Consider the following 13,685-nt stretch of genomic DNA (forward strand, 5'->3'; position numbering starts at 1 on the left):
ATGATGAACCTCGAAGAGGTTCTATGAGTGGTGAAATTCCAAGCCACAGAAGCAAAATAGACAGCAAAAAAGCCAAAAACCCTCGAACCATCGGAGATGGTTGAGGTACTCATGATGAACCTCGAAGAGGTTCTATGAGTGGTGAAATTCCAAGCCACAGAAGCAAAATAGACAGCAAAAAAGCCAAATAACCCTCGAACCATCGGAGATGGTTGAGGTACTCATAATGGAACCCAAAGGGGTCCTATGAGTGGTGAAATTCCAGGCCACAGAAGCAAAATAGACAGCAAAAAACCCAAATAACCCTCGAACCAAACGAAGGGTAAGGTATCCATGATGAACCTGTAAGGTTCTATGGTGTGGCAGGGTTGCCTCGATCTCCCGAGGGGAGAAGGAATAGTTCAGGTTACCGAAAGAGCAAGAATTAAATCCCGTCCATCCTGTAAATCCTGTCCATTAAGGTTTTCTGCGTTTTTCGTAAATCAGCCAGAGCACCGCCGAGAGTATCAGGCTGACCAGCACGGTGATCACCAGCAGGCCCGGCTCGACACGATGCTCGGGCGGGGTTTGCAGCATTCCCCGCAACAGGAATATAGTCAGCCCGGCAAGGGGCAGCAGCGGCAGCACGACCCAGTAACGGAAACGGCCCGCCCAGACCTGCCAGCCACGCAGGGGCAGATAGAGCGCGAACAGGGCACAGGCTATAAACACTGCTCCGGTTATATAAATCAAATTCTCTCTCCACTTAAGCCACTGTTTCTCAAAGAATAGTGTTTAAATCGCGCCTCGACAAGCCACCTGGCTATGGTATGCTATGCGGCCTTTTTCCAGTCTCACGGTTAGCGCTATGGCAGAGCCACTCTTCAAGATCATCTTTGTAAACCAGTCCCGGGTTTACGAGGTCTATGCCCGGCAGGTCCAGCAGAGTAGCCTGTTCGGTTTTATCGAAATCGAGGAGTTTGTCTTCGGTGATAACAGCACCCTGGTTATCGACCCCGGCGAAGAGCGTCTCAGGGACGAGTTTGGCGTGGTAAAGCGCAGCTATATCCCCATGCACGCCGTGGTGCGTATCGATGAAGTGGAAAAACGCGGCACCGCCAAAATCGTTGCCTTCGAGGGCAAGGCCGAGGATGTCTACCGTTTCCCCGCCAGCGCCACCCATACCCCCAAGCCGGCAAACAAGGACTAGAGCAGCATGGCCTACAACAAGCTGGAAAAGAAACTCCTCCACTACATGGGCAAGGCAATCGCCGACTACAACATGATCCAGACCGGTGACCGTATCATGGTCTGCCTGTCGGGTGGCAAGGATTCCTTCACCCTGCTGCAACTGATGCACAAGCTGGCCCTGCGCGCCAACAAGAAACTCGAAGTGTTTTCCTTCACCCTCGACCAGAGCCAACCGGGCTGGGACGATAGCGGCCTGCGCGACTGGCTCGATGACAAGGGCTTTAACTACGAGATCCTGACCCGCGATACCTACTCGGTGGTCATAGACAAGGTGCCGGAAGGCAAGACTTATTGTTCGATGTGCTCACGCCTGCGCCGGGGCAACATCTACACCTATGCCGAGCGCAACGGCTTTGTGAAAGTCGCCCTCGGCCACCACCGCGACGACCTCATCGAGAGCATGCTCATGTCGATTATGTTCAGTGGCTCGGTGCGTTCAATGCCGCCCAAGCTGCTCACCGATAACAAGAAGCATATCGTCATCCGTCCGCTGGCCTACTGTCAGGAAGCCGATATCGCCGAGTATGCCGAGCAGCAGCAGTTTCCGATCATCCCCTGCAACCTGTGTGGCACGCAGGAAAACATGACGCGGCAGAAAGTGAAGGAGCTGATTCGCGGTCTGGCTGCGGATAACCCGAAGATCCCCGGTAACATCCTCGCCGCCATGGGCAACATCAGCCCGAGCCAGCTCATGGACCACAAGCACTTTGACTTCAAGGGCCTGGAAGAGGAACTCCTCGAGGCCGTGCAGGGCATCGACCTGCTCGGACACGGCCAGGGGTCAGCGTAACCCTAATCCCACAGATCCACGGTCTTGCCGGTATCGCGGATGCGATCGGCACGGTGCTCGATATAGCGCTGGAAACTGGTCTCGGTCTTGTAGCCGCCGGAGAGCACGTAATCGAATACCGACTGCACGTGAAAGGTCTTGAGGAAGGCCTCGATGCGGATGATTTCCTTGTCGCCATCAAACAACACCACTGATGGCGCATAGGCGATATTCAACTCATCCGCCCACTGGCTGGCGGTAGTCTGCTTGCCGGCCGGTGTCACCAGTGGCGTATCTGCATAGCGGTCGAGCTGGATAACGTGAAAGCCATTAATGACCGCCAGCGTATCCGCATCTTTGAGCGTCGTCTTATGCATTTGCTCGCAATCGGCACAGTCGGCCTGTTCAAAGAATACGGCCACGGGCTTCTTGCCCTTGCTCAAGGCGGCCAGGTCGTAAGGTGGCCTGGCGAAGAAGGGTTCACTGTGCAGGGCCGCTGCAGTGCGGGTCTTTGGCGCGGTGAACTGCTTGTAGTACTCGGCAAAGCTCATCTCGGTTTCTTTTTTCTCCGCGACGTAACGTAGTACGTGCATGAACTTTTCCGGGTCATAATAGCCGTTAATACGCAGCGCGACCTTGCCCTGTTCGTCAAAGAAGAGGATGGTTGGCGTGAACCAGACCTTGAGACTGGCGGCATAGGATTTCTCGTTATACTCCTTGCCATCCAGACCGGTCACGGCACGGTCACCCCACATGTTCATATCAATAGCATCAAAGTGTTCTTGCATGTAAGCAATCACTTCCTTGCTCCTGGTGAAGTTGTCTTTCACAAGCCTGGAGCAGTAAGGGCAGCCATTCTGGTGGAAATAGAGCATGAGCCGTTTGCCCGATGCCGCAGCCTCCTCGACATCTGCCTGCACATCAAGAAACGAAGGCTTGAACCAGTCAGGCATCTCAAAAAAGTCGGCGCCCTTGAATTCACCACGCTCGACCGCTGCAGGCTCCGCGGCCAGCCAGGGGCTGGCAAGAAGCCCGATTAACAGGCTGAAAAACAGTGTCTTTGGCATAATCTTGTGCCTCACCTTAATGATTTCTCCAGTTTGCCAGATTGCATGGCTAAAACAAGCTTGCCACTATCCATACTTATTCGTCAGTCTCGCCGGCCATCTTCCCGGTTGATTCCTCTGCCTCCCGCATATCGGGCAGCACCTTGCAGGCCGGGGCATAACTCTTCGGCAGGTGGTCACGGATCCCCGGCAGACAGATAAGATCCACCGTCACCAGCCCCGAGCACGTGGTGAACTGGATGGCCGTGCTGCCGTCATAGGCCACCATGTATTTGCGCGGCCAGTTACCGGGCGGGGTCTCGAGTAGCAGGTATTTTGCGTATACATTCTTGTTGCCCGCGCGCAGCTTTTCGAGCTTGCCGAGCGAAACCTTGATAAACGAGGCCCCGCGCAGCGGGTCTGTGCTGCGCCCCCACTCAAACGGCACGCCGTTGTTGAACTTGCGGAACATGGAGGGGCGGGTTTTCGAATCGGCACGGCAGGTTTCAAGCAATGTCTTGAGCGCCCCGCTGACCTTGTTCTGGGTCGGTTCATCGAGCGGGATCTCGACTCCCTTTTGCACTAACTCGCTCGTCGGCGGGAGTTCACCCAACAAGTCGACCAGGTCAACGGTGTCCGCGTGCACGCCCTGCGCTAACAGCAAGGTCAGGGAAAAGACTGTGGTTAACGACTTCATTTCATACACCAGGTGGACCTCTTGACTACGGCCACGTCCAATATGGGTTTATTAACCTGATATATCGTCAGACAGCGGGAAATGTTTAATGTTCAGGGTCGCCAGTAGCGGTAACCGCTCATTTGCAGACGGATTACCTCAGGCGCACCTGCCGGGACAAATTCGACCTCGAGGGGAAAGTCCTCCTCCACCAGGTCACTGGCCTGCATACTGATACGACAGGCCTTGAAGACCACGCCACGGCGACTCAGGGCCGCGAGCAGACCGGCTGTTTGCTGGTTGTTCCTGAGCAGGGAAACAATCCCGTCCTCATAGGCCACGACCTCGATGTGCAGCTTGTCCTCACCGATCTCATCAAGCACCTTGGCTATCTGCAAAAAGGCGCGGCGGTGGGAAAGGCCCTCTGCCGAACGGGTCAGTTGCATCACAAATGGCACCGGCGTTGCGGTGCCTGGCTCCGCCGCATGACCATGCATAGAGAACATAACCAGAAGGCTTGCGAGAAGAAAATAACCTGACCTGTTCCCAAACTTTTTTCTGTTCTTTATCATCTGAAAGCTCCAATCCTTAGCGACCCGGCATGGCCGAAATCATCACGCCCTTCGGCCCCTGCCCCATCAACAACTTGTGTTCAATGGCGAGTCGACCAACCACCTGTGGCCAGGGCACATTATCCATCCGCAGGCTGACCTGACCGGTGACCGACGGGTCAATATCGAAACTCACCCCGGCCTTGCTGGCAATCGCCCGCAGGGCCTCGGGCAAGGGGATTTGCTGGAAGTCGACCGAAATCAGGGCGGGTAACGCTAATTGCTGGTATTGCTTTGCTACCTGTTGACGCTGGCTGGCAATACTCGCCTGCTGGGCAAACATGGGGTCCCGGAACTGCAAGTCATCGACTGTGATCGGCCCGAAGCCCCCGCCACGACATTTGGTTGCGCTCAACTGGGCGACGCGTGACCGGCTGATATCGCCATGGGCACGGAAGCTGCCCACATAGTTGACCAGGTTCAGCATACGCGGGTTGATACCATTCAGGCCGCCGTAACTATTAATGATCGCCTGTGCATCCTTGCCGGCCTTTACCTCAGAAAAAACTTCCTGGGCCGCCTGCCCAACCATGCGACAAGTCTCAGCATCCCCGCTACCCTCCCGGCGACCGGTATCAGCGAGCTGTTTTTGCTCACTGCTCGCCGCACAAGGTGTTTGCGAATAGGTGATATTGCCGCCGACAGCCTGGCACTTGTAAGCACGTGCCGTGGCAGACGTACTCAGTAACAAACTCGCAACGCATAACAAACCAGCAATCAGCTTTGGCATATAAGGCTCCTGGAGCAATTTCCATAACGACAAGGATAAAGATTATAGGTGAAAGACTGAGGCAACCCCACTTTTCCGGACACTCCATCAGGGGAGGTCCAGCCTGAACCCTGTTTTCCCTTTCAAGTATTCTGATCCCTTGATCCAGTTTCGAATGTATAGCCCAACTCGAGCAATAGCCCTAACGCTCGAACTGTGCGGCGGCTTCTTGCGTCCGCAGCAGTGAATGGTTCGGCTAATTTGCCATCGGCGTGCTGGCTACGTACGTATTTCAGAGACTGGAATCTGGCGACTCGCTCAACAATTGTTTCGCTGATTGAAAGCGTTCTTCCACTTCCCGACGGTCCGCTTCTTCGGGCAGTCCCTTCCGAGCCCCTCGGGCAATCATTTCAGCGTGCCGTAACAGCGCAGCGCGATTCTCTGGCCGATGTACGGATCCTGCAACCTCGGCAATCGTCTCCAGCAGACGGATGGTCACAGCAGTGCTCTGCGGCCATATTGCCGAATCTGGTTGAACGCCACGTCCGTGACATCCGGGAACGTAAAGACAGGCGTTATGACCCGAAGCTGATCCCGGGTGTCATGTCGATAAGGCGACGGCATGTCTCGTTGAGCCAGGCGGCACAGTGCCGACCCCAGGTGGTCCACACACGTCATCGCAGTGTACGGATCGTTCACCCCGAGGGAGAGGGCTCGTATCGCGATCTCGACAAGCTGGTTGACCGCGAACTCAATGTCCTGCCCGGAGGTACGCTGGTTACCCAGGGCGAACGCGGCATTCACGCGATCCATCAGCTGATCGGTTACCCTGTTTCCTGGCCACACCAGCGCCAGCGGGCGGGCGGCAACGACATAGTGGCCGGGTCGTCGTTCCAGTCGAATAACGACATCCTCTTGCATGGCCAACGCCATCAAGGCGTCACCATCGATAAACTGTAGATAGCCATCACAGGCAGAGCTAATCGGACGTGCCTCCCGGTCGAACGTGTCGAGGAAGTCAGCGTCGGGTGGCCCCGTCGGAATCCGAGGTGCTCCCCTTCCTATGGTTTCCAGAAACAGCCGTTCTATACCCTCAATCAACTCCTTTCCAACCCGCGCCACGATCTCGTTGGCCTGGATAGAAACAGACACATGATGGATAAAGTAGATCAACACCCCCACACTCACCACCGCAAATAGCACACCGAGGGCGACAGAGAAGTGGGGGACGAAGAGGATCTCCTCAGCGCGGCGGATGGTGCGCAGGACGAGCAAGCAGTACAGGAAGGTAGCGACGAACGTACCGAGTACCACCTGGGTCGGGGTGTCGATCATGAAGTTGCGGATCAGACCGGGTCCGAGCTGTGACGAGGCAAGCGACAGGGCAACCAGGGTCATCGAGAAGACCACCCCGGCGATAGTTATCATTGATCCGGCAATGGCCCCCAGCAAGGAACTCGCCCCTTCCGCCCCACCGGTGAAACTCAAACCCCAGTTAAGCGTCAACCAGTCCGTCACCTGCGTATCCAGGGCGACGGTCACGAAAGCCAACACCATCGCCCCGCCAGCCATGACTGCCGGGAGAAACCAGAAACTGGAGCGAATACGGTCCCATGCTTTGAATATCTGCACTCTCATAACGACGCCATCTCGTTCATTCGCATGTCCTGCTGGGCCGAGCGCTTGGGCTCAGGTGCGCATGAAGCAACGCGGAATGCGTAAACTTGACCCAGTTGTTAGCCGTCATTTATTTGTTCCTGGTCTCCATACGTACGCTATCACCAATAAATTACGCCATTGCAATATTCGAGCAGCAACCGTGATAATGTTTTGTATGGCAGCTACTTGTCATCATCACGAGTCAACTTCTGATATACACCAAGACCGACCACTACCAAAATAGCCGCAATTAACAAGAAAGTGGGGTAGATCAGCATAGTCATATCTTTTGTCCCGGCGTCAAAAATGAACACCAGGGCTTCCAGGCTTACGGCAATGGCAATGATGGCGAGAAACTTTAATAAAGTCCCCCTCTGTTTTGCGGGCGACTTCGTGACACTGCTGCTGAAAACTTCTTCCTCCAACAAGAATTTGGAGACATCAAAGACAGCCATTCCAATCACGATCAAGCCGATGGCATTAAGAAGGGCTGTGACAAACAAGGTTTTTTCGTGTACCGAGACCCATATATCCCATAAGGCAACGCCCATCATTGTGAGACTGATAACACCCAGGCTTAAGCTGATGAGTCCATAAACAGCACGCCCTATCCAATCAGAAATATTTTTCGTCTTATTCACCTTTACTCCGATTCGCCAATTGATTTGTTGGCATATATTGCTGTTAACGTCCAAGCACAGCCGCGCGTAGCGCGTCGGCTGGAGCTTTTTGTTAGGGGGCCCGCTATCACAAACTGTCCTTCGAAATGAGCATGCGCGAACGCAACATGATTAATAAAGGACAACCCACAATGAATGACGGCATATACGGCCCATCTTGAATCTGGAAGATCTGTCAGGATAAATCAGCAAGCCGATATGCCAGAGGAAAACTATTACTGCAGCCAACAAGACTGGGTAGACCGTCCGATTATCACCGTACTCCGAGAAAGGGGATGCCGCATATGTCCAAACGACTACCAACATGCTTACTACGATAGGCGCAGCCAATTTTGGCGTTGTTAGTTTACCCAGCGGCATCTCTTTCTGTTCCCTAACTATATATGCCGGGCATAAAAGCCATATAACACGCCAAAATTGGGCGTGAAACGCCATTGCAGCCACAATATTATTTTTGAATTCATAGGGTTATTAACTAATGCTCCGTATTAGTTGAGGTGTGTTATGTCTCATTTATGAAGAAAATGAGTTTATTTTTCATAACGTTATATCCTTTACCTGAATCTACCCCTATTCATCCATCAACGTCAAGGAGGACTAAAATGGATTCTTCTACTATGCCCGGCCAAGGTCCACGTTTGCTTGATTCCGTACGCGAGGTTATGCGTGTACATCATTACAGCATCAGCACAGAGCGCTCATACATTCAATGGATTAGACGCTTAATATATTTTCATAATAAACGTCACCTGGAAGATATGCGGCCGATGAGGTCAGAGCCTGTTTAACCCACCTTGCACTCAATCGTGATGTTTCTGCATCGACGCAAAACCAGGCATAGAAAATTTAAAACAACTTGCAAACCGGCCCACCCTTGCTGGCCAGCACGCTGCTGATGTGCGGGTGGTTCTGGAGTTGGGTGAGGATGTCTTCGTAAAGCTTGTCTGGTGTGTTGCTGGCGAAGATCAGGTCAACGGAACCATCGTCGTTGGCCTTATAACTGGCGTATTCTTCACTGCCGTCGTACTCAAACAGGATGTTGGCGACGGCGGCATCGGCCTGTGTTGCTTCATCGGCGTGGCTGAGTGAGCATATGCCCAGAAAACACGCTAGCAAGGTGGTTACAAGTAATCGTTTCATATGACGGTTACACTGAAGTTCTTTTTGTTATCTGTCAGAGTTTATTATCTATCGCCTTTCGGATGGTTTCAAATTCCTTGCCCTCATCCCACAGCATAAAAAGGCCACCTCGCGGTGGCCTCTTTATGCTGTGACATTAACGCATAATTTTTACATCACTCATCCGTCACGCAGCCTTCCGAGGCGTTTTTGACGTTCTTGATGAACTTGTAGAGCGTGCCACGTTTGGTCTTGTATTCGGGCATGACCCAGGCGGCCTTGCGCCTGGCCATTTCGGCATCGCTGACCGCCACATCGAGAACACGGCTGTCGGCGTCGATGGTGATCTCGTCGCCATCCTTCACCAGCGCGATGGGCCCGCCTTCCTGGGCCTCGGGCACGACGTGGCCGATAATGAAACCGTGCGAGCCGCCGGAGAAACGGCCGTCGGTGATCAACGCCACGTCCTTGCCAAGACCGGCGCCCATAATGGCCGAGGTCGGGGTGAGCATCTCGGGCATGCCGGGGCCGCCCTTCGGGCCTTCGTTGCGGATGACGATGACGTCACCCTTCTGGATCTTGCCGTCTTCGAGCCCCTTGAGCATGTCTTCCTCGCAGTCATAGACACGCGCCGGGCCGACAAAACGCAGGCCTTCCTTGCCGGTGATCTTGGCTACCGAGCCACCCGGTGCGAGCGAGCCCTTCAGGATCTGGATATGCGCGGTGGCCTTAATCGGTGCCTCCAGCGGCAGGATCACGTCCTGGCCCTCGGTCAGGCCGGGCAGTTCGGCGAGGTTCTCGGCGATGGTCTTGCCGGTCACGGTCAGGCAGTCGCCGTTGAGCAGGCCTTTTTCAAGCAGGTATTTCATCACCGCCGGGGTACCACCGACGTTGTGCAGGTCTTCCATCACGTACTTGCCGGACGGTTTCAGATCGGCAATGAACGGCACACGGTCAGAAACGACCTGAAAATCATCAATGCTCAATGGCACATCCACCGCCCGCGCCATGGCCAGCAGGTGCAGCACCGCATTCGTGGAACCACCCAGTGCCATCACGATCACCATGGCATTTTCAAAGGCCTTGCGGGTCATGATGTCACGCGGCTTGATGTCCTTCTCGAGCAAGTGGCGCACGGCAAGGCCGGCGCGGCGACATTCGTCGAGCTTGCCCTGGTCCACGGCCGGGGTGGACGAACTGTAAGGCAGGCTCATGCCCAGCGCCTCGATGGCCGAGGCCATGGTGTTGGCGGTGTACATGCCGCCACAGGCACCGGCGCCCGGACAGGCATGCTCGACGATCCCCTGCCGTTCGTCGTCGGAAATCTTGCCGGCGAGGAACTCGCCGTAACTCTGGAACGCCGAGACGATATCGAGACTCTGGCTGTCGAGGTGGCCCGGTTTGATGGTGCCGCCATAAACCATGATCGCCGGGCGATTCAGGCGGCCCATGGCGATCAAGGCGCCGGGCATGTTCTTGTCACAACCGGGGATAGTCACCAGGCCGTCATACCATTGCGCGCCCATGACGGTCTCGATGGAGTCGGCGATGATCTCGCGTGATTGCAGCGAGTAGCTCATGCCGCTGGTGCCCATGGAGATGCCATCGGAGACACCGATGGTGTTGAAGCGCATGCCGACCATGTCGGCCTCGACCACGCCCTTTTTCACCACGGCGGCGAGGTCGTTCAGGTGCATGTTGCAGGTATTGCCCTCCCACCAGACGCTGGCGATACCGATTTCCGGTCTGGCCATGTCAGCCTTGTCCAGGCCGGTGCCATACAGCATGGCCTGGGAGGCCCCCTGTGATTTTGGCTCGGTGATACGGGAACTGAATTTATTCAATTTATTACTCATGACTCACTCCGGTCGCGAATGGCGCCCTGGTTTTCTGTAAATTCCTGTCTATCCAATCCCGCCCGGCGGGCGAGGCTTTGCATTACGTGCCTTCTCAGGCAAACTGGACGGCGAACACCCGCCAGCAAGCGGCAAAGGATAGCAGAAATGCTCACAAAACGCTGCGTTATGCCGTGTTTTGCCCCAGGGGCGGGAGAGAATATTAATAACTATTCATAATAAATAGCATGATGAGGATTACACCATGAGTATTGATCGTATCGTTATGATTTTTGCCGGTATCGTTATCCTGGCCAGTGTTGCCCTGACCCATTACCACAACCCGAACTGGATGTGGCTGACCGTGTTTGTGGGTGCCAACCTGTTCCAGGCCGGCATCACCCGCTTCTGCCCGCTGGCCATCATCCTGAAGAAGGCCTTTGGCACCAAGCCCGGTCAGGCCTTCAATTAAGCCAGTCTCCCGGTATGCGGTGGCCGCAAGGGCCACTGCAACACCGGGGCATTTACCATGAAAATTATTGAAGTTATCGCCGATAGTGGCCACCTCGACACCATTAGCGGCATCGCCGAACAACATGGGGCCGAGGATCACTGGATCGGGGCGATAGCTGAAGATGGCCGCAGCGCGGTGCGCATACTGGTGACCCCTGAATCACGCCAGGCCATCCTCGATGCCCTGCAGAGCGTACTCAGCAGCAGTGAGTCGGCGCGCATTGTGATCCAGCCCGTCGATGCCAGTCTGCCGCGCCCGGAGATCGATGAAGAGAGCAGCAGCCGCCGCCGTACGGCCCTGAGCCGTGAAGAACTGTATAACAGCGTCGAGAGAGACAGCCAGCTGGATGGCCGCTTTTTGTTTCTGGTTTTCCTCTCCACCATCGTGGTCGCGATTGGCCTGCTCGAAGACAACGTCGCCGTGGTCATTGGCGCCATGGTGATCGCGCCGTTTCTCGGCCCGAACATTGCCCTCGCCCTGGGCAGCTCGCTGGGAGATAACAATCTCATCTGGCAGGCCCTGAAGACCAACCTTGCCGGCCTGTCGCTGGCCATTGTGCTGTCGATCGGCCTCGGGCACTGGTGGCCATATGCCATCGAGAGCAAGGAAATGCTCGCCCGCACCAATGTCGGGCTGGATTCCGTCACCCTGGCGCTGGCCTCGGGGGCCGCCGCCGTCCTTTCCCTGACCACGGGGCTGGCCAGTGTACTCGTGGGCGTCATGGTGGCCGTGGCCCTGTTGCCACCGGCCGCGGCCATGGGCTTTATGCTAGGTGCAGGTGAGTACACACTTGCAGGCTCAGCCGCGCTGTTGCTGGCGGTCAATATCGTCTGCGTGAACCTTTCCGCGAAACTGGGTTTTTTGTTCCTCGGCATCAAGCCACGGACCTGGCTGGAACAAAAGCGTGCCCGCCAGTCCATGAGCAGTTATATCCTCTTCTGGTTCCTCTCTTTGTGTGTCCTTATCACCTTGATCTACCTGCGCCAGCAAATTGCGCCCTGACAGGCAATTATCCCCTCAAACTGTCGCATTATAATAACCCAGCAATATGCTGGGCTATAAACCTTATTAACGTCCGGACGTCATGCTTAATCATGCGGATGACCGCAGAAACAAGAGTAAGGTCAGGGCATGACCGGGAGTTAAGAGTTGAAATCGTGTTCCGGCGGCAGTGCAGCGCCCGCAAAAATCCTGCTGCATATCGAGAGCCAGCCGGTCATTTCCCGCCTGCTGCGCAGGATCCTCAAGAAACGTCAGGATATCGCCCTCTTAAGGACTCGCTTTGACGAGCAGGCCCTGGTCTTTATTCGCCGCGTGCACCCGGAATACATTGTCGCCAACCTCGATGACCTCGGTAACAGCCCCGGGGAGATCTGCGAGGCACTGGCGATGCTGAACGAGATACATGCAGGCAAACTGCTTGTGAGCGGTTATGACACTTCACTCATTCAGCAACGCTGTGGCGAAATGCGCAACGTAGTCGTGATGGATTTCCCCTTCACCACCCGGATTTTGGCTCTCCTGGGCGATGGTGGCGAACCCGGGCCCGCCGGCTGAAGCGCTGCCTCACTGACATCACCCCCTTGTTCAGGTACCATCCTCCCGACTTTTATCCTTGATGAAGCTTCCGTTCGGGTATTTTGCACATGAATAATTTTTTCCAGTATCTCATCCTGTCTTTTCTTCTTGCCGGCCCCTTCACCTCGGTGAACGCAGATGAAGGTCTGCCCTGGTGGTGGGACGATGCCTGGTGGACCCAGGGGCAGCTCGAGGTGCCGACCAACCATAAGGTGAAAACCGAGTGGTCTAATGCGCACAATGACGATATCGAAATACCGGTGATGATCGCCCGCCCGGACGATAACAAAAACTATCCGGCCGTGCTCTTCCAGCATGGCCGTCGCGGACTCGATGACCTGATTCAGCTACACGTCAAACGCCTAGCCGCACGCGGTTTCGTGGTGGTGGCGCCGGATGTGTTCAGTGGCCGTTTTATCGAGAAATTACCGATCGAACACGACTATGCCGTAGAGGGCGATGTAAATGCGGCACTGGATTTCCTGCTGGCACGCAAGGACATCAGCAGCCAGCGGGCCTGTGTTTATTCCCATACCCGTGGCGGTTACATGACGCTGAAGGTCGCCGTAAAATACAAACGCCAGGATAACGACCTGGCCTGCTATGTCTCTTACTACCCGCACATGCAGGACCCGAATGCCCCCGAGGCCATGCAGGTGTATCGCTACGCAATCGAGGCCGATGACCTGAAAATCCCGGCCCTGATCTTTATTGGTGAGAACGAGCAATATCAGCGCCGCCGCTCGATCGAAATGGCCGTCACCTCGCTGCAGGAAAAACAGCGCCCGGTGCGCCTGATCATCTACCCCGGTGTCGGCCGCGGCTTTGATTTCCGCCCCGAGGCGGTGCGCACCTTTGCCGACGACCTGGCGGCCAAGGATGCCATCCAACGCGCCGCAAGGTTTATGAAGCAAAACCTGAAATAAAGAAATTGATGAATGATTGGCTCACAGAACCCTAAGGGTTCATTGTGAGTACCTTAACCTTCTCTTAGAAAGTTCAAGGCAATTGATGATTGATGAATAAATGCAAGGTACGTTTCGCGGCCTGTAAAGTAAAAAGCCCATAGAATCCAGCGGGGTCGCAATCCACCGGGGTCGGAGTCGCTGCCTAGAGGTGCTTTCGACCTGATCACCAACCTCGCGGTCCACTGTTCCAGTGAATCACCACGCCCGCGCGACTCTGAGGTTCCCCCAATAAAACGGACGATTTAATTACCGGTAGCTCGTTCTTCGTACTCCACCGGCGTCATATATTGT

Annotated in this window: 16 protein-coding genes; 7 read left to right on the plus strand and 9 right to left on the minus strand. The window is 55.2% G+C overall.

All coding sequences use genetic code 11. The features are described 5' to 3' along the window. Window positions 1–456: 456 nt before the first annotated feature. A complete protein-coding gene (locus RQ738_RS10610; RefSeq protein ID WP_314165150.1) occupies window positions 457–711 on the minus strand; it encodes a hypothetical protein in 255 nt (84 codons plus the stop codon). 136 nt (window positions 712–847) lie between these two features. Between RQ738_RS10610 and RQ738_RS10615 the strand changes: the two genes are divergently transcribed. Both RQ738_RS10615 and ttcA read left to right on the plus strand, forming a co-directional pair. Next, entirely contained in the window at window positions 848–1,189 is a 342-nt protein-coding gene (locus RQ738_RS10615) for a DUF1820 family protein (RefSeq protein WP_314165152.1), read from the plus strand. A gap of 6 nt (window positions 1,190–1,195) precedes the next feature. Further along, complete coding sequence (gene ttcA, locus RQ738_RS10620) at window positions 1,196–2,020, plus strand: tRNA 2-thiocytidine(32) synthetase TtcA (protein WP_314165153.1); 825 nt, start codon at window positions 1,196–1,198, stop codon at window positions 2,018–2,020. A gap of 2 nt (window positions 2,021–2,022) precedes the next feature. Here the strand turns inward: ttcA and RQ738_RS10625 are convergent, their stop codons facing one another. From RQ738_RS10625 to RQ738_RS10650, 6 genes are all read right to left on the minus strand, one after another. Next, entirely contained in the window at window positions 2,023–3,066 is a 1,044-nt protein-coding gene (locus RQ738_RS10625) for a thioredoxin family protein (protein ID WP_314165154.1), read from the minus strand. Between the two features lie 76 nt (window positions 3,067–3,142). Beyond that, a complete protein-coding gene (locus RQ738_RS10630; protein WP_314165155.1) occupies window positions 3,143–3,742 on the minus strand; it encodes a hypothetical protein in 600 nt (199 codons plus the stop codon). 92 nt (window positions 3,743–3,834) lie between these two features. After that, window positions 3,835–4,167 (minus strand): DsrE family protein, encoded by a 333-nt coding sequence (locus RQ738_RS10635; RefSeq protein ID WP_314165168.1) that lies wholly within the window; start codon window positions 4,165–4,167, stop codon window positions 3,835–3,837. A 142-nt stretch (window positions 4,168–4,309) separates the two neighbouring features. Then, window positions 4,310–5,062 carry a DUF4124 domain-containing protein gene (locus RQ738_RS10640; protein WP_314165156.1) on the minus strand — a complete coding sequence of 251 codons (753 nt, stop codon included), beginning with the start codon at window positions 5,060–5,062 and terminating at the stop codon, window positions 4,310–4,312. A 474-nt stretch (window positions 5,063–5,536) separates the two neighbouring features. Further along, window positions 5,537–6,679 (minus strand): DUF2254 domain-containing protein, encoded by a 1,143-nt coding sequence (locus RQ738_RS10645; RefSeq protein WP_314165158.1) that lies wholly within the window; start codon window positions 6,677–6,679, stop codon window positions 5,537–5,539. A 203-nt stretch (window positions 6,680–6,882) separates the two neighbouring features. Then, entirely contained in the window at window positions 6,883–7,341 is a 459-nt protein-coding gene (locus RQ738_RS10650) for a hypothetical protein (RefSeq protein ID WP_314165159.1), read from the minus strand. Window positions 7,342–8,042: 701 nt separating this feature from the next. On the opposite strand from RQ738_RS10650, the gene RQ738_RS10655 reads away from it, so the two are divergent. Further along, complete coding sequence (locus RQ738_RS10655) at window positions 8,043–8,168, plus strand: phage integrase N-terminal SAM-like domain-containing protein (protein WP_314165169.1); 126 nt, start codon at window positions 8,043–8,045, stop codon at window positions 8,166–8,168. Window positions 8,169–8,226: 58 nt separating this feature from the next. Here the strand turns inward: RQ738_RS10655 and RQ738_RS10660 are convergent, their stop codons facing one another. Beyond that, window positions 8,227–8,520, minus strand: a complete 294-nt coding sequence (locus RQ738_RS10660; protein WP_314165160.1) for a hypothetical protein — start codon at window positions 8,518–8,520, stop codon at window positions 8,227–8,229. Window positions 8,521–8,675: 155 nt separating this feature from the next. Further along, window positions 8,676–10,355: a dihydroxy-acid dehydratase gene (gene ilvD / locus RQ738_RS10665; RefSeq protein ID WP_314165161.1), complete on the minus strand. Its 1,680-nt coding sequence runs from the start codon at window positions 10,353–10,355 to the stop codon at window positions 8,676–8,678. 244 nt (window positions 10,356–10,599) lie between these two features. Between ilvD and RQ738_RS10670 the strand changes: the two genes are divergently transcribed. The 4 genes from RQ738_RS10670 (at window position 10,600) to RQ738_RS10685 (ending at window position 13,352) form a co-directional block, all read left to right on the plus strand. Then, window positions 10,600–10,806 carry a DUF2892 domain-containing protein gene (locus RQ738_RS10670; protein ID WP_314165163.1) on the plus strand — a complete coding sequence of 69 codons (207 nt, stop codon included), beginning with the start codon at window positions 10,600–10,602 and terminating at the stop codon, window positions 10,804–10,806. A gap of 57 nt (window positions 10,807–10,863) precedes the next feature. Beyond that, on the plus strand, window positions 10,864–11,850 hold the full coding sequence (locus tag RQ738_RS10675) for a TIGR00341 family protein (protein ID WP_314165164.1): 987 nt from the start codon (window positions 10,864–10,866) through the stop codon (window positions 11,848–11,850). Between the two features lie 147 nt (window positions 11,851–11,997). Then, window positions 11,998–12,405, plus strand: a complete 408-nt coding sequence (locus RQ738_RS10680; protein WP_314165165.1) for a hypothetical protein — start codon at window positions 11,998–12,000, stop codon at window positions 12,403–12,405. 89 nt (window positions 12,406–12,494) lie between these two features. Continuing rightward, window positions 12,495–13,352, plus strand: a complete 858-nt coding sequence (locus RQ738_RS10685; RefSeq protein ID WP_314165167.1) for a dienelactone hydrolase family protein — start codon at window positions 12,495–12,497, stop codon at window positions 13,350–13,352. The last annotated feature ends 333 nt before the right edge of the window (window positions 13,353–13,685 follow it).

Source organism: Sulfuriflexus sp. (assembly GCF_032250955.1).
GTDB lineage: Bacteria > Pseudomonadota > Gammaproteobacteria > AKS1 > AKS1 > Sulfuriflexus.

Coding starts and splice junctions, on each gene's coding strand:
- ilvD (WP_314165161.1), bottom strand. CDS start 10,355: ATGAGTAATAAATTGAATAAATTCAGTTCCCGTATCACCGAGCCAAAA.
- RQ738_RS10630 (WP_314165155.1), bottom strand. CDS start 3,742: ATGAAGTCGTTAACCACAGTCTTTTCCCTGACCTTGCTGTTAGCGCAG.
- ttcA (WP_314165153.1), top strand. CDS start 1,196: ATGGCCTACAACAAGCTGGAAAAGAAACTCCTCCACTACATGGGCAAG.
- RQ738_RS10660 (WP_314165160.1), bottom strand. CDS start 8,520: ATGAAACGATTACTTGTAACCACCTTGCTAGCGTGTTTTCTGGGCATA.
- RQ738_RS10655 (WP_314165169.1), top strand. CDS start 8,043: ATGCGTGTACATCATTACAGCATCAGCACAGAGCGCTCATACATTCAA.
- RQ738_RS10635 (WP_314165168.1), bottom strand. CDS start 4,167: ATGCAACTGACCCGTTCGGCAGAGGGCCTTTCCCACCGCCGCGCCTTT.
- RQ738_RS10670 (WP_314165163.1), top strand. CDS start 10,600: ATGAGTATTGATCGTATCGTTATGATTTTTGCCGGTATCGTTATCCTG.
- RQ738_RS10640 (WP_314165156.1), bottom strand. CDS start 5,062: ATGCCAAAGCTGATTGCTGGTTTGTTATGCGTTGCGAGTTTGTTACTG.
- RQ738_RS10645 (WP_314165158.1), bottom strand. CDS start 6,679: ATGAGAGTGCAGATATTCAAAGCATGGGACCGTATTCGCTCCAGTTTC.
- RQ738_RS10625 (WP_314165154.1), bottom strand. CDS start 3,066: ATGCCAAAGACACTGTTTTTCAGCCTGTTAATCGGGCTTCTTGCCAGC.
- RQ738_RS10615 (WP_314165152.1), top strand. CDS start 848: ATGGCAGAGCCACTCTTCAAGATCATCTTTGTAAACCAGTCCCGGGTT.
- RQ738_RS10685 (WP_314165167.1), top strand. CDS start 12,495: ATGAATAATTTTTTCCAGTATCTCATCCTGTCTTTTCTTCTTGCCGGC.
- RQ738_RS10675 (WP_314165164.1), top strand. CDS start 10,864: ATGAAAATTATTGAAGTTATCGCCGATAGTGGCCACCTCGACACCATT.